Source organism: Streptomyces pseudovenezuelae (assembly GCF_001513955.1).
Classification (GTDB): domain Bacteria; phylum Actinomycetota; class Actinomycetes; order Streptomycetales; family Streptomycetaceae; genus Streptomyces; species Streptomyces pseudovenezuelae.
Genome location: NZ_KQ948148.1, coordinates 542,722 through 556,876, shown reverse-complemented (window position 1 = coordinate 556,876; position 14,155 = coordinate 542,722). Strand labels below are relative to the sequence as shown.

Sequence of the window (14,155 nt, the reverse complement as noted above, 5' to 3'; positions counted from 1 at the left end):
CGGGGAACCGGTCCGGCGAGGCGGACGGCAGGGGACCGGGAACCCGGGAGCGACGGACCCGGGGAGTAGCGTCGGGCCCATGCATGCGATCACGATTCCCGAACCCGGTGGTCCCGAGGCGCTGGTCTGGAGCGAGGTGCCGGATGCCGTCGCCGGCGAGGGCGAGGTGCTGGTCGAGGTGGTGGCCGGTGCCGTCAACCGCGCCGACATCCTGCAACGCCAGGGCTTCTACAACCCCCCGCCCGGCGCCTCCCCCTACCCCGGCCTGGAGTGCTCGGGGCGGATCGCCGAGATCGGCCCCGGTGTCTCCGGCTGGTCCGTCGGCGACGAGGTGTGCGCGCTGCTCTCGGGCGGCGGATACGCCGAGAAGGTCGCCGTACCCGCCGGACAGCTGCTGCCCGTGCCCAAGGGCGTCGACGTGAAGCGGGCCGCCGCGCTGCCCGAGGTGGTCTGCACGGTCTGGTCGAACGTGTTCATGGTCGCCCACCTGCGCCCCGGCGAGACCCTCCTGGTGCACGGCGGCTCCAGCGGCATCGGCACGATGGCGATCCAGCTCGCGAAGGCCGTGGGCGCCAAGGTCGCGGTGACCGCGGGCACCCCCGAGAAGCTGGAGCGCTGCGCCGCACTCGGCGCGGACATCCTGATCAACTACCGGGAGCAGGACTTCGTCGAGGAGGTCAGGAAGGCCACCGACGGGGCGGGCGCCGACGTCGTCCTCGACAACATGGGCGCGAAGTACCTCGGCCGCAACGTCGACGTCCTCGCCGTCAACGGACGCCTCGCGATCATCGGCATGCAGGGCGGCATCAAGGGCGAGCTGAACATCGCCACGCTGCTGGGCAAGCGCGCCGCGATCAGCGCCACCTCGCTGCGGGCCAGGCCGCCCGCCGAGAAGACGGCGATCGTGGCGGCCGTACGCGAGCATGTCTGGCCCCTGCTGGACGCCGGGCACATCCGGCCCGTCGTCGACCGCGAGCTCCCGATGAGCGACGCGGCCGCCGCGCACCGGGTCGTCGAGGACAGCGGCCACATCGGCAAGGTCCTGCTGGTCACGCAGTAGGTGAGCGGTACGGCCCTACCCGCGCCGCACCCGCAGCGCGTAGAGGCCCAGCCCGAGCCCCAGTCCGACCAGCACCAGCCCGGTGCCGAGGGGCAGGATGAACACCTTGGGGCTTGCCACGGGCCGCTCCGCGGGGCGGGACGGTCGCGCCACGGCGGTCCGCGGCGGCGGCTCCGACGCGGCGGTGAGGTCGTCGTCCCCGGGGTCGGTCCCCCCGGGGTCCGTACCGTCGGCCTGCGCCTCCTGAGCCGCCGGCTCCTCCCGGCGCCCCGGCCGCTCCCGCCCCTCGCCCGCGCGGCTCCCCGCGCGGGAGGGAGCGGCGGCCGAGGGGGAGGGCGCGAGGGAGGGCGAGGGCGAGGCGCGCTCCGGACCGTGGCCGCGCGGGGGACCCGAGGGGGCGGCGTACCCCGGGGCGGGGTGCCGCGGCCCGTGAGCCGGTGTCGGGACCGACGGGATGCCGGAGGGGGAGGCCGACGCGCCGGGGGCGGGGTGCGACGGGAGCCCGGTGGCGTCCGGCCGTGGGGCCCGCCCCGGTGTCCGGTGGGCCGGTGCCGAGTCCGGTGACCGCGTGCCCTGCAGGGACACCGGGTGCGTTGCCTGTCCGGGCGGGACCCGAGGTGTCAGTTCGGCGCCGTACGCGAGGTCGGCCTGCGGCACGGCGGTCGCGCTCGTGCCCACCAGGATCGCCAGCACCGTCGCGCGTAGCCAGGGAGTCACGGGACAAGACTGGCATTGCGGAAAGAGACCGGCATTTCGGGTGACGCCATGGGGGCGATCCGCGCCGGGAACGGTGGATCAGCACACAGTGGGGGCACCCCGGTGGTGAGGTGTACGGGTGCGAGAGAATGGCGGCATGGAGATGCCGAGGAACGAAGGTTCGCCGGAAAGCCCCCAGATCCTGGTCGTGGGCCAGGACGGGATGGCACTGGGCGGCGGGGGTGACGACGACTCCCGCGAGGTCCCGGTCACGGAGATGGTCGAGCAGCCCGCGAAGGTCATGCGGATCGGCAGCATGATCAAGCAGCTGCTCGAAGAGGTGCGCGCGGCTCCTCTCGACGAGGCCAGCCGGGCCCGGCTCAAGGAGATCCACTCCAGCTCGGTGAAGGAGCTGGAGGACGGTCTGGCCCCCGAGCTGGTGGAGGAGCTGGAGCGGCTGTCCCTGCCCTTCAACGAGGAGTCGACCCCGAGCGACGCGGAACTGCGCATCGCCCAGGCCCAGCTGGTGGGCTGGCTCGAAGGCCTCTTCCACGGGATCCAGACCACCTTGTTCGCCCAGCAGATGGCCGCGCGGGCCCAGCTGGAGCAGATGCGCCGCGCCCTTCCGCCCGGTGTCGGCGGACACGAGGACGGCATCGACCCGCGCGCGGGCGGCCGCTCGGGCGGACCGTACCTGTAACCCCCGACGAGGAAGGGCCCGGCAGCCGACGCTGCCGGGCCCTTCATGTCGCCGGGCGGAAATCCCCGGTGGGAAACGCTCGTTCGGGTTCTTCTTGCGCGGCAGGCCGGGGCCCGGTCGGCGGCCCGGGGGCCGGCGGGCGTGACCTTGGCCACGGAGCCGGGCCCGGCGCCCCCGCACCCCACGGCGGCGACGCCTTCGTGAAGTGCCCGTTCCGTGGCCGTACGCGAAAGAAAGGTCGTGCGGGCGTTACAGCCGCCCCACGGCCGGTACACAGAATTTGCACGCCGAGACCCAGTACAGGTTTGATGGCCGGTCCGTCCCGGGTCGGCCCCCGGGCTCATCCCGGACCGGCGGCTTGCGTGAAGGCTGTAGCGTGGCCGACGGAGACCGTAACAACACCGCGCGCACCGCGGGCAGAAACGACGGCGAGGACCGATGGCACAGCAGCAGCGCGCTCAGGGCCCGTCCGACCCCGAGGCGACTGGCGGCGGAATGTCAGATGCGCCGGAGCTGTGGGGTAACGGCGGACTGGTGGGGGACGGCCGGTACCGGCTGACCCGCAGACTCGGCCGGGGCGGTATGGCCGAGGTGTTCGCGGCCGAGGACGTACGGCTCGGGCGCACCGTGGCGGTCAAACTGCTGCGCGCCGACCTCGCCGAGGACCCGACCTCCAAGGCCCGCTTCACGCGTGAGGCCCAGTCCGTGGCCGGCCTCAACCACCACGCGATCGTCGCCGTGTACGACTCCGGCGAGGACTACGTCGGCGGCCAGTCGGTGCCGTACATCGTCATGGAGATCGTCGAGGGACGGACGATCCGGGACCTGCTGCTCAACGCCGAGGCGCCCGGGCCCGAGCAGGCCCTGATCATCGTCTCCGGGGTCCTGGAGGCGCTCGCCTACTCGCACCAGCACGGCATCGTGCACCGCGACATCAAGCCCGCCAACGTGATCATCACCCACAACGGCGCGGTCAAGGTGATGGACTTCGGCATCGCCCGCGCCCTGCACGGCGCGTCCACCACGATGACGCAGACCGGCATGGTCATGGGCACCCCCCAGTACCTCTCCCCGGAGCAGGCCCTCGGCAAGGCCGTCGACCACCGCTCCGACCTGTACGCGACGGGTTGTCTGCTGTACGAACTCCTCGCGCTCAGGCCGCCGTTCACCGGCGAGACCCCGCTCTCCGTCGTGTACCAGCACGTCCAGGACATCCCGACGCCTCCCTCGCAGGTCTCCGACGCCGTCCCGCCGGAGCTCGACGGCCTGGTCATGCGCTCGCTGGCCAAGGAGCCGGACGACCGCTTCCAGACGGCCGAGGAGATGCGCGGGCTCGTCCAGTACGGCCTGCAGATGCTGTACGACCAGGGCGGCCACACCGGCACCTGGAACACCGGCCCGGTGACGGCGCACGACGGCCGCGGCACGCCCGCCGGGGGCTTCGCGAGCACCAGCGTGCTGCCGCACAACGGCGTCTCCTCGGGCACCACCCAGATCCCGCAGCAGATCCTGCCCTCCGGTTACGGCGGCGGGGACGACGGCGGCTTCGAAGGACACGGCAACCGGGGCAGCGGCCGCGGCAAGCTGTGGATCCTCGCCGTCCTCGCGGTGATCGCCGTCGCGGCGGGCGTCGCCCTCGCGCTCAACGGCGGCGGCGGAGGCGGGGGCGGTGGCGGCACCGGCACCTCCGTGTCGCCGACCACCTCGAAGACCACCGACGACCAGACGGCCAGCGAGACGCCGAGCGACGACGCGACGAGCGAGGAGACCGACACGTCCACGGACGACAGCGGCAGCTCGGGCGGCTCCGGCTACACGCCGTCCTACACGCCGTCGTACACGCCCTCCTACACGCCGTCGCCCTCTGCGACGCAGCCGTCCGCGACGGCGACGGAGCCGTCCGACACGCCGGAGCCCACCGACACGGCGGAGCCCACGGACACGGGGGAGCCGACCGGTGGGGGCGCCCTCGTCGGGGGCTCGGACGGCGGCGGCGGAGGCGACTCCTAGACCGACCGCGACGCCTCACGCGCGCGTGGCCCCGGAAACGGGCGCCACGCGCGCGCGGCGTTTCCGGGGCCACGCGTCAGCCCGCGAACGCGTCGCACACCGCGTCGTACTCCCGCGTCCACCACACCACCAGCGCCGAGGCCGCCGGGAACTGTGGGTCCGCGCGGGTGTCGCCGCGCTCGTAGTGCCAGCGCAGCATCCAGAAGTCGTTGAGCCGCTCCCACCACACGCGGTGCACGGCCGCCGCGAGTTCCGAGGGCGTGGCCCCGGCCGTACGCCGGTACGCGCGCGCGTAGGCCCGCACCTTCGGCAGGTCGAGTGTCCCCGCGGGCCGTACGAAGAAGATCGCGGCGGCGCGTACGGCCTCCTCGGCGCGGGGTTTCACGCCGAGCCGGTCCCAGTCGACGATCGCGGCGGGGGCGTCGCCCCGGTAGAGCAGGTTGAAGGGGTGGAAGTCCCCGTGCACCCAGCCCACCGGTCCGCTGTGCGGAGGCCGCCGTCCGGCGTGCTGTTCGAGCAGTGCCCGCCGTTCCAGCAGCCGGTGCCGGGCCAGCTCGTCGAAGGAGTCGGCGGGCCGGTGCCGGCGTACGCGGGCCAGGAGGTCGTCGATGAGGGCGAAGGTGGTGGTGGGGTCGGCCCCGGCGTCGACGGAGCCCGCGTCCGGGTCCGCCGTCCTGGCGTTCTGCTCGGCCGGGTGACCGGCCCGCGGCCTGTCCGCACGGGTGCCGCCGGTTCGCGCGGGGGCGGGGCCGAGCACTGCGGTGCGTCCGCCCGGCGGGTGCGGCGCGGTGTCCGGGGCGCCTGCGTCGGTCCGTACGCCCCCGACTGCCCGCGCACTCTTCTCCGTCCCCTCCTGCCCCTGAAGCGGCATCACCCGCTCCAGACTCGCGTGCACCACGCCCAGCAGTGCCCCGAGGCGGCCGCACTGGGCGCCGGTGAGCTGGGCGCCGTGGCGGTGGCGGCCCTCGATCCAGGGGTGGAGGGCGTAGGCGTGGCCGCCGACGACCGCGACCGTGCGGCCGTCGTGGGCGGGGAGGGGCGGGGCGACCGGGACACCGAGGGCGGCCAGGCGCTGGGTGGCGCGGTGCTGGCGGGCGATCGCCTCCGGGGCGGCCGTCTCGGGGTCGAAGTGGTGCTTGAGGAAGTAGCGGCCACGGGTCGTACGGAGCCGGTAACCGCGGTTGAGGAGACCTTGGTCGACGGGATCGCAGGCGAGGGCGGAGCCGGCGGCGTACCGGCGGAGGAGGGCGCCCAGCGGGGGCGCGTGAGGCATGAGGGGTGGTACAGGAGAGCGCGGCACGCGCCAGATGCTAGGGCACGGAGAAGGGCCGTGAGCTGGGCGTTGTCACAGAAAGTCACAGATCGACACAGTGGGTCGCGCTCGGTCTGCTTCGGTCATGGACGCCCTCGTCCCGCGTGCGGAACCGCGGCCGTCTCGCCGGGCCACCACGACGCCACGCCGGCCGATCTCGTCGCCATCGGGGAGAAATACCCCGTTTTCCCCTCCCGGGCACGGTCGGGAAGTCAAACACGGAAACCCTTCCGGTGGCCTGGGTGGACGGGATAACGTGCCGTTGCTCCGGCCTCCTGCAAGGCTGTGACCAGCACCCCTTCGGCCCTTTTCCGATTTACTTGGAAATCCAAGCAAAATCGCAGGTCAAAGGGGGTTTCACAGAAATGTGGAGCACTGGGTAACGTGATTCTTGCAGGGCGCTCGCCGGGGCACCTGTCACGCCTGTTCCGGCCGAGTGGCACCCACCCCGTGCACGGGGGTCGGAAACAGGTGAGCCGCACTGGTACACCCGGCAACCCCGGGGGCCGGACCGACGGAGGAGCACACGTGACCGTGGAGAGCACTGCCGCGCGCAAGCCGCGACGCAGCGCCGGGACGAGGAAGTCCCCGAGCACCAAGCCCGAACTGGTTCAGCTGCTGACGCCCGAGGGCAAGCGCGTCAAGAACGCCGAGTACGACAAGTACGTCGCCGACATCACCCCCGAAGCGCTCCGCGGCCTCTACCGCGACATGGTGCTCACCCGCCGCTTCGACGCCGAGGCCACCTCCCTCCAGCGCCAGGGCGAACTGGGCCTGTGGGCCTCGCTGCTCGGCCAGGAGGCCGCCCAGATCGGCTCCGGCCGGGCACTGCGCGACGACGACTACGTCTTCCCGACCTACCGCGAGCACGGCGTGGCCTGGTGCCGCGGGGTCGACCCGACCAACCTGCTCGGCATGTTCCGCGGGGTGAACAACGGCGGCTGGGACCCGAACAGCAACAACTTCCACCTCTACACCATCGTCATCGGCTCCCAGACGCTGCACGCCACGGGCTACGCGATGGGCATCACCAAGGACGGCGCCGACTCCGCGGTCATCGCCTACTTCGGCGACGGCGCCTCCAGCCAGGGCGACGTCGCCGAATCGTTCACCTTCTCCGCGGTCTACAACGCCCCGGTCGTGTTCTTCTGCCAGAACAACCAGTGGGCCATCTCCGAGCCCACCGAGAAGCAGACGCGCGTCCCGCTCTACCAGCGGGCGCAGGGCTTCGGCTTCCCCGGCGTGCGGGTCGACGGCAACGACGTGCTCGCGTCGCTGGCGGTCACCAAGTGGGCGCTGGAGCGGGCCCGCGCGGGTGAGGGGCCGACGCTCGTCGAGGCGTACACCTACCGGATGGGCGCCCACACCACCTCCGACGACCCGAGCAAGTACCGGGCCGACGAGGAGCGCGAGGCGTGGGAGGCGAAGGACCCGATCCTGCGCCTTCGCCGCTACCTGGAGGCCTCAAACCACGCGGACGAGGGATTCTTCGCGGAACTGGAGGCCGAGTCGGAGGCGTTGGGCAGGCGAGTGCGTGAGGCGGTGCGGGCGATGCCGGATCCGGATCGTTTCGCGCTGTTCGAGCACGCGTATGCGGACGGGCACGCGCTGGTCGACGAGGAGCGGGCCGGGTTCGCCGCCTACCAGGCGTCGTTCGCGGATGGGGAAGGGGCCTGATCATGGCAGCGGAGACTGTGACATCCAAGAACATGGCTCTGGCCAAGGCGATCAACGAGTCGCTGCGGCGTGCCCTGGACACCGACCCGAAGGTCCTCGTCATGGGCGAGGACGTCGGCAAGCTCGGCGGCGTCTTCCGGGTGACCGACGGGCTGCAGAAGGACTTCGGCGAGGACCGGGTCATCGACACCCCGCTCGCGGAGTCGGGCATCGTGGGCACCGCGATCGGGCTGGCGCTGCGCGGCTACCGGCCGGTGGTGGAGATCCAGTTCGACGGGTTCGTGTTCCCGGCCTACGACCAGATCGTCACGCAGTTGGCGAAGATGCACGCCCGCTCGCTGGGCAAGGTCAAGATGCCGGTCGTGGTGCGGATCCCCTACGGCGGTGGCATCGGCGCGGTGGAGCACCACTCGGAGTCCCCGGAGGCGCTGTTCGCGCATGTGGCGGGCCTCAAGGTGGTCAGCCCCTCCAACGCCTCGGATGCGTACTGGATGATGCAGCAGGCCATCCAGAGCGACGACCCGGTGATCTTCTTCGAGCCCAAGCGGCGCTACTGGGACAAGGGCGAGGTCAACACCGAGGCCATTCCCGGACCGCTGCACAAGGCGCGGGTGGTGCGTGAGGGCACGGATGTGACGCTGGTCGCCTACGGTCCGATGGTCAAGCTCTGCCAGGAGGTCGCGGACGCGGCTGCCGAGGAGGGCAGGAACCTGGAGGTGGTGGACCTGCGGTCGGTCTCGCCGCTGGACTTCGACGCGATCCAGGCCTCGGTGGAGAAGACGGGGCGGCTGGTGGTGGTGCACGAGGCGCCGGTGTTCTTCGGTTCGGGTGCGGAGATCGCGGCCCGGATCACCGAGCGGTGTTTCTACCACCTGGAGGCGCCGGTGCTGCGGGTGGGCGGCTATCACGCCCCGTATCCGCCGGCCCGCTTGGAGGACGAGTACCTGCCGGGGCTGGACCGGGTGCTGGATGCCGTCGACCGTGCTCTGGCGTACTGAGGAGAGGGCCGTGACGACGATGACGGATACGTCCGTGCGCGAGTTCAAGATGCCCGATGTGGGCGAGGGCCTGACCGAGGCGGAGATCCTCAAGTGGTACGTCCAGGTCGGCGACACCGTCACCGACGGGCAGGTGGTGTGTGAGGTGGAGACGGCCAAGGCGGCCGTCGAACTGCCCATCCCCTACGACGGTGTGGTCCGCGCCCTGCACTTCCCCGAGGGCACCACCGTCGACGTCGGCACCTCGATCATCGCGATCGACGTGAACGGCGGGTCGGCTCCGGCGTCGGCGCCGGCCGAGGCCGCGCAGGCCCCTGCGGCCGCGGCCCCTGTCGCTGACACCGCCGAGAAGAAGCCGGAGGGACGCCAGCCGGTTCTGGTCGGCTACGGCGTGGCGACCTCCTCCACCAAGCGGCGCCCCCGCAAGGGGGTCGAGGTGCCGGTCCAGCAGGCATCGGCGGCCGTCCAGACCGAGCTGAACGGACACGGGACGCCTCCCGTGCCGGAGTCCCGTCCGCTGGCCAAGCCCCCGGTCCGCAAGCTGGCCAAGGACCTGGGCGTCGACCTCACCACGGTGATCCCCTCCGGCCCGGACGGCATCATCACCCGCGAGGACGTCCACGCGGCAGCCACCCCGACCGAGACACCGGTGCCGGTCACCCCGGCCCCGGTCGCCGCGGTCCCGGCGGCACCGGCCGCCTCCTACGACGCCGCCCGCGAGACCCGCATCCCGGTCAAGGGCGTCCGCAAGGCCACCGCCGCGGCGATGGTCGGCTCCGCCTTCACCGCCCCTCACGTCACCGAGTTCGTGACGGTCGACGTCACCCGCACCCTGAAACTCGTCGAGGACCTCAAGCAGGACAAGGACTTCGCGGGCCTGCGCGTCAACCCCCTCCTGCTGATCGCCAAGGCCCTCCTGGTCGCCATCAAGCGCAACCCGGACATCAACGCCTCCTGGGACGAGACCCACCAGGAGATCGTCCTCAAGCACTACGTCAACCTCGGCATCGCCGCCGCCACCCCGCGCGGCCTGATCGTCCCCAACATCAAGGACGCCGACGCCAAGACCCTCCCGCAGCTCGCCGAAGCACTGGGCGAGTTGGTGGCCACGGCGAAGGAGGGGCGTACCTCGCCGGCCGCGATGCAGGGCGGCACGGTGACCATCACCAACGTCGGCGTCTTCGGCGTCGACACCGGCACCCCCATCCTGCCGCCCGGCGAGTCCGCGATCCTCGCCGTCGGCGCGATCAAGCTCCAGCCCTGGGTCCACAAGGGCAAGGTCAAGCCCCGCCAGGTCACCACCCTGGCCCTCAGCTTCGACCACCGCCTCATCGACGGCGAACTGGGCTCCAAGGTCCTCGCCGACGTGGCCGCCATCCTCGAACAGCCCAAGAAACTCATCACCTGGGCGTGACCCGCGGGCAGCGGACAAGTTGTCCAACACTGAAGGGACGGCCGCAAGTTTCGTTTGCGGCCGCCCCTTCAGTCATGCACGGGGTGGATCAGGACCGGTTGAGCACGTACACCGGAGCCCCGTCCTCCGACGCACCCTGCGAGCGGATGCAGGCGTGCTTGCGCAGCAGACGCAGGCATTCGTTGACCCTATGGACCGTCAGGCCGGTGCGGGCCGCGATCGATTCCAGCGGCTGACGGAGCTGACCCTCTTCGACGAGCACCGGCGCGATGACCACGGCCACGGTCCAGACGTCCTCCGTCACGGACAACCGCTGCCGCCAGTCGGCCAGCACGGACTCCGTCGTCGGCAGAGTGGACAGGTCGGCGGTGGGCGCCGGGCGTTCGAGGGCCAGGGAGTCGAGCCGGTCCGCGATGCGCTCCATGGCCAGGGCCATGGCCTGCTGGGCCGCGAGAGTGGCACGCTGCGTCTCCAGCATCTCTCGCTGCGATTCGACGATCGCCTCCTGCAGCGCGATCGACTTGTGCTGTGCGGCGGCGAACTGCTCGTCGGCCTGGAGATTGCGCTCTTCGAGCCGCACGATCGCTTCGGCGACCTGCTCCGGCATGGCGTAGGCGATGGGCGCGCCCGGCTCGGAGGGCTGCACCTCGGCCTCTTCGAGGGTGTAGGAGCCCTCTCGCTGGACGGTCTCGATCACTTCGGCGGCCCACTGCTTGAAAGGTGCGCAGGACGGCTTGGTGCAGGCGTTCACGAGCAGGATCAGACCTTGGAGAGAGATGACGTTCAGGTCTCGACGCCACTCTCTACCTGCGGGAACGCTGAGACCGTAAGCTCCAGTTACGGTCTCGAGGAGTTCTCGATGGTCGTCGGGTACGTGGTCGGCGAGAGCCTGCCGAGAGTTCGTATGCCCCAGCTGCCTGCACACATCCACCGCCGGAAACCAATGGCTCCCGTCCGGCATGGTCAGTCTCCGGATCCGGTGCCCGGTCGCCGCGTAGACGAAGTCGCTGACATCGATCGCCTCATGCCTCTTGCCCGCCTCGGGCCGCTTGCTCGGTTCGTTCATGTGAACCACCTCCGCAGCGGAACCTAGGGCGGAGAAGGTCGGATATGCCAACTGACGTAACGATATTCACCCATGCGAGGGAAAAACCCAGGTTCCGCCGGTGTCCGGCATGACGAAGGGGCCTGCCGCTGCGACAGCGGCAGGCCCCTTCGGATGTCCTGGGACGTCAGCTGATCTTGGCGTAGCCGTAGTTGATGAGCTTCTTCACGTCGTTCGTGCGGTCGGCCGCCGACGGGGAGGTCATGACGGCGCCCATGACGGACTCGCCGTTCTTCGTCGCGGCGAAGACGAGGCAGTACTTGGAGTCGGTGCCCGAGCCGGTCTTGATGCCGAGCGTGCCGTTCCAGCCGAGCAGGGTGTTGGTGTTCGTCCAGGCACCCATGGTGCGGGTGCTGCCGGTCTTCGTGATCGTCTTGGCCGTGTACGACTTGGTCTTCACGACGGACTTGAAGGTCGAGCTCTTCATCACGTTGCGGGCGAGCAGCGTGAGGTCCTTCGGCGTCGAGGCGTTCGCACCATTGCTTATTCCGTCGAACGAGTCGAACTTCGTGTTCGTCATGCCGAGGGACCTGGCCGTCGTGTTCATCTTCGCGATGAACGACTTGGTGCGCGCGGAGACCGTCGAGCCGGTGCCGAACTTGTCGGCGAGGGCCATCGCGGCGTCACAGCCGGACGGCAGCATCATCCCGTAGAGCAGCTGACGGACGGTCACCTTGTCGCCGACGATCAGGCGGGCGGACGAGGCGCCCTTGGAGACGATGTAGTCGCTGTACGCCTTCTTGATCGTGACCTTGGCGTCCAGGTTGAGGTTCGACTGCGAGAGCACGACCTTCGCGGTCATGATCTTCGTCGTGGAAGCGGTGAGCCGCTTCGTGTTCGGCGCCTTGCTGTAGAGGGTCGAGCCGGTCGCGCTGTTCATCAGGAACCCGCCCTTGGCGGTGATGGTCGGCGTGGTGAGCGCCTGCGCGGGTGCCGCGGTGAGAGCTCCGGTGGCGAGCACTGCGCCGGTCGTGATCGCGACGGCTGCGGCTCTGCGGACGCGGAGGCCCTTGGTGGCGGTAATCAACTGAAATACCCCGAATACGTCGAATGCCCCTGGATGCGGCCGAGTTGGAAGGGGAAGAAAGGAGGGCCGCACGTGTGTGACACGTAAGTAGCACACAAGGTTGTACGCCGGCTGAGGCGGGTGGGGTTTCCGTCGGCGGGAGTTCCTCCCGGGGTCCGCATGCTGGACGGGGCTGATCATGCGTACGTGTTGTATCTATGCTGTGGGCATGAGCCTGGCCGTGAAACAGCCTCCCGCCGCCGACCGTGTCTATGCCCACGTCAAGCAGGGTGTCCTGGACCGCCGTTACGAGGGTGGGACCCTGCTCACCGAGGGCGAGCTCGCCGAGGCCGCCGGGGTGTCCCGCACACCCGTTCGGGAGGCGCTGCTCCGCCTGGAGGTCGAGGGGCTGATCAAGCTTTACCCGAAAAAGGGAGCGCTGGTCCTTCCCGTCTCCGCGCAGGAGATCGCCGACGTCGTCGAGACCCGGCAGCTCGTCGAGGGCCACGCCGCCCGCAAGGCCGTCCCCGCCTCCCCGCAGCTCATCGCGCGCCTCGAAGAACTGCTCGCGCGGCAGAAGGAACAGGCCGCCGCCGGGGATCTGGCCGGCGCCGCCGTCACGGACCGCTGCTTCCACGCCGAGATCGTGCGCAGCGGTGGCAACGAGATCCTGAACCGGCTCTACGACCAGCTCCGCGACCGCCAGCTCAGGATGGGTGTCGCCGTCATGCACGCCCACCCGGACCGCATCACCAAGACCCTCTCCGAGCACGAGCAGATCCTCCAGGCCCTGCGCTCCGGCGACGCGGAGGCGGTCGTAGGCCTGATTCACGGGCATGTCGAGTGGTTCTCCCACCTCGCCCGGGGTGAGGTCCGATGAACCGGTCCGCTCTTCCGGGCGACCCCCCGGGCGGCCGGCGCGCGATGGCCGTCTGGGGCATCGGCGTCTCCGTCTACTTCGTCGCGGTCATCTTCCGTACGTCCCTCGGAGTCGCCGGCCTCGACGCGGCCGACCGCTTCCATGTGAACGCCTCGGCGCTGTCGACCTTCTCGATCCTCCAGCTCCTCGTCTACGCCGGCATGCAGATACCCGTCGGACTGCTGGTCGACCGGCTCGGCACCAAGAAGGTGCTCACCCTCGGCGTGGTGCTCTTCACGGCGGGGCAGCTCGGCTTCGCGTTCTCACCGTCGTACGGCACCGCCCTCGCCTCGCGCGCCCTGCTCGGCTGCGGTGACGCGATGACCTTCATCAGCGTGCTGCGCCTCGGCAGCCGCTGGTTCCCGGCCAGGCGCGGACCGCTGGTCGCGCAGCTCGCCGGGCTCGTCGGCATGGCGGGCAACCTGGTCTCCACCCTGGTGCTGGCCCGGCTGCTGCACGGCATCGGCTGGACGCCCGCGTTCGCGGGCAGCTCGCTCGCGGGTGTCGTGGTGCTGGTGCTGATGCTCCTCTTCCTCAAGGACCACCCCGAGGGGCACGAGCCGGAGCCGTTCCCGCACCAGGGGGCCGCCTATGTACGGCGGCAGATCGCCGCGTCCTGGCGCGAGCCCGGCACCCGGCTGGGGCTGTGGGTGCACTTCACGACCCAGTTCCCGGCGATGGTGTTCCTGCTGCTGTGGGGCCTGCCGTTCCTCGTCGAGGCGCAGGGGCTGTCCCGGGCGGCGGCGGGCGAACTGCTCACGCTCGTCGTGCTGTCCAACATGGTCGTCGGCCTGGTCTACGGCCAGGTCGTCGCCCGGCACCACGAGGCCCGGCTGCCGCTCGCGCTCGGCACCGTGGGCGCGACGGCGCTGCTGTGGGCGGCCACGCTGGCCTGGCCCGGTGAACGGGCCCCGATGTGGCTGCTGGTCGTGCTGTGCGTGGTGCTCGGCTCGTGCGGCCCGGCGTCGATGCTCGGCTTCGACTTCGCGCGGCCCGCGAACCCGCCGGAGCGGCAGGGCACCGCGTCCGGCATCACCAACATGGGCGGGTTCGTCGCCTCGATGACCACCCTGTTCGCCGTCGGTGTCCTCCTGGACGCGACCGACGGCGACTACACCGTCGCCTTCTCCTCCGTCTTCGTGCTCCAGGCGCTCGGCGTCAGCCAGATCCTGCGGCTGCGCGGGCGGGCGGCCCGGCGGGAGCGGGAGCGGCTGGTGGCGAGCCGGGTGGAGACGGTCCACGTGCCCGTCTGAACACG

General features: G+C 70.9%; 12 protein-coding genes. 8 read left to right on the top strand and 4 right to left on the bottom strand.

Annotation, left to right across the window (positions count from 1 at the left end; translation table 11 throughout):
- Nucleotides 1–79: 79 nt before the first annotated feature.
- Nucleotides 80–1,060: an NAD(P)H-quinone oxidoreductase gene (locus tag AQI94_RS22890; protein ID WP_031051997.1), complete on the top strand. Its 981-nt coding sequence runs from the start codon at nucleotides 80–82 to the stop codon at nucleotides 1,058–1,060.
- 15 nt (nucleotides 1,061–1,075) lie between these two features.
- Here AQI94_RS22890 and AQI94_RS22885 read toward each other — a convergent pair whose 3' ends face one another.
- Complete coding sequence (locus tag AQI94_RS22885) at nucleotides 1,076–1,777, bottom strand: hypothetical protein (protein WP_062229905.1); 702 nt, start codon at nucleotides 1,775–1,777, stop codon at nucleotides 1,076–1,078.
- A gap of 136 nt (nucleotides 1,778–1,913) precedes the next feature.
- On the opposite strand from AQI94_RS22885, the gene AQI94_RS22880 reads away from it, so the two are divergent.
- Together AQI94_RS22880 and AQI94_RS22875 are read left to right on the top strand one after the other, a co-directional pair.
- Entirely contained in the window at nucleotides 1,914–2,456 is a 543-nt protein-coding gene (locus tag AQI94_RS22880) for a bacterial proteasome activator family protein (protein ID WP_031052960.1), read from the top strand.
- Between the two features lie 438 nt (nucleotides 2,457–2,894).
- On the top strand, nucleotides 2,895–4,466 hold the full coding sequence (locus tag AQI94_RS22875) for a protein kinase domain-containing protein (RefSeq protein ID WP_031052957.1): 1,572 nt from the start codon (nucleotides 2,895–2,897) through the stop codon (nucleotides 4,464–4,466).
- Between the two features lie 76 nt (nucleotides 4,467–4,542).
- Here the strand turns inward: AQI94_RS22875 and AQI94_RS22870 are convergent, their stop codons facing one another.
- The gene (locus tag AQI94_RS22870; protein WP_208611850.1) at nucleotides 4,543–5,739 is read right to left on the bottom strand and encodes a phosphotransferase; all 1,197 of its coding nucleotides are present in this window, start codon (nucleotides 5,737–5,739) and stop codon (nucleotides 4,543–4,545) included.
- Nucleotides 5,740–6,306: 567 nt separating this feature from the next.
- On the opposite strand from AQI94_RS22870, the gene pdhA reads away from it, so the two are divergent.
- Genes pdhA through AQI94_RS22855 form a run of 3 tightly spaced genes read left to right on the top strand, consistent with a single transcriptional unit; the run spans nucleotide 6,307 to nucleotide 9,867 of the window.
- Nucleotides 6,307–7,455, top strand: coding sequence for a pyruvate dehydrogenase (acetyl-transferring) E1 component subunit alpha (pdhA, locus tag AQI94_RS22865; RefSeq protein ID WP_031038012.1), 1,149 nt, complete (start codon nucleotides 6,307–6,309; stop codon nucleotides 7,453–7,455).
- Nucleotides 7,456–7,457: 2 nt separating this feature from the next.
- Nucleotides 7,458–8,453, top strand: coding sequence for an alpha-ketoacid dehydrogenase subunit beta (locus tag AQI94_RS22860; RefSeq protein WP_031038010.1), 996 nt, complete (start codon nucleotides 7,458–7,460; stop codon nucleotides 8,451–8,453).
- Nucleotides 8,454–8,463: 10 nt separating this feature from the next.
- Nucleotides 8,464–9,867: a dihydrolipoamide acetyltransferase family protein gene (locus AQI94_RS22855; protein ID WP_031038007.1), complete on the top strand. Its 1,404-nt coding sequence runs from the start codon at nucleotides 8,464–8,466 to the stop codon at nucleotides 9,865–9,867.
- A gap of 88 nt (nucleotides 9,868–9,955) precedes the next feature.
- Here AQI94_RS22855 and AQI94_RS22850 read toward each other — a convergent pair whose 3' ends face one another.
- Both AQI94_RS22850 and AQI94_RS22845 read right to left on the bottom strand, forming a co-directional pair.
- Complete coding sequence (locus AQI94_RS22850) at nucleotides 9,956–10,933, bottom strand: BRO-N domain-containing protein (protein ID WP_031038004.1); 978 nt, start codon at nucleotides 10,931–10,933, stop codon at nucleotides 9,956–9,958.
- 166 nt (nucleotides 10,934–11,099) lie between these two features.
- Nucleotides 11,100–11,999: a D-alanyl-D-alanine carboxypeptidase family protein gene (locus AQI94_RS22845; RefSeq protein WP_037941117.1), complete on the bottom strand. Its 900-nt coding sequence runs from the start codon at nucleotides 11,997–11,999 to the stop codon at nucleotides 11,100–11,102.
- A gap of 208 nt (nucleotides 12,000–12,207) precedes the next feature.
- Between AQI94_RS22845 and AQI94_RS22840 the strand changes: the two genes are divergently transcribed.
- On the top strand, nucleotides 12,208–12,858 hold the full coding sequence (locus AQI94_RS22840) for a GntR family transcriptional regulator (protein WP_031037998.1): 651 nt from the start codon (nucleotides 12,208–12,210) through the stop codon (nucleotides 12,856–12,858).
- Entirely contained in the window at nucleotides 12,855–14,150 is a 1,296-nt protein-coding gene (locus tag AQI94_RS22835) for an MFS transporter (protein ID WP_031037993.1), read from the top strand. The genes AQI94_RS22840 and AQI94_RS22835 overlap by 4 nt, the downstream gene beginning before the upstream one ends.
- Nucleotides 14,151–14,155 lie beyond the last annotated feature (5 nt).

Excerpts from the sequence above, each read along its gene's own strand:
- AQI94_RS22890 (WP_031051997.1), top strand. The coding sequence starts at position 80 with ATGCATGCGATCACGATTCCCGAACCCGGTGGTCCCGAGGCGCTGGTC.
- AQI94_RS22880 (WP_031052960.1), top strand. The coding sequence starts at position 1,914 with ATGGAGATGCCGAGGAACGAAGGTTCGCCGGAAAGCCCCCAGATCCTG.
- AQI94_RS22875 (WP_031052957.1), top strand. The coding sequence starts at position 2,895 with ATGGCACAGCAGCAGCGCGCTCAGGGCCCGTCCGACCCCGAGGCGACT.
- AQI94_RS22870 (WP_208611850.1), bottom strand. The coding sequence starts at position 5,739 with ATGCCTCACGCGCCCCCGCTGGGCGCCCTCCTCCGCCGGTACGCCGCC.
- AQI94_RS22860 (WP_031038010.1), top strand. The coding sequence starts at position 7,458 with ATGGCAGCGGAGACTGTGACATCCAAGAACATGGCTCTGGCCAAGGCG.
- AQI94_RS22850 (WP_031038004.1), bottom strand. The coding sequence starts at position 10,933 with ATGAACGAACCGAGCAAGCGGCCCGAGGCGGGCAAGAGGCATGAGGCG.
- AQI94_RS22840 (WP_031037998.1), top strand. The coding sequence starts at position 12,208 with ATGAGCCTGGCCGTGAAACAGCCTCCCGCCGCCGACCGTGTCTATGCC.
- AQI94_RS22835 (WP_031037993.1), top strand. The coding sequence starts at position 12,855 with ATGAACCGGTCCGCTCTTCCGGGCGACCCCCCGGGCGGCCGGCGCGCG.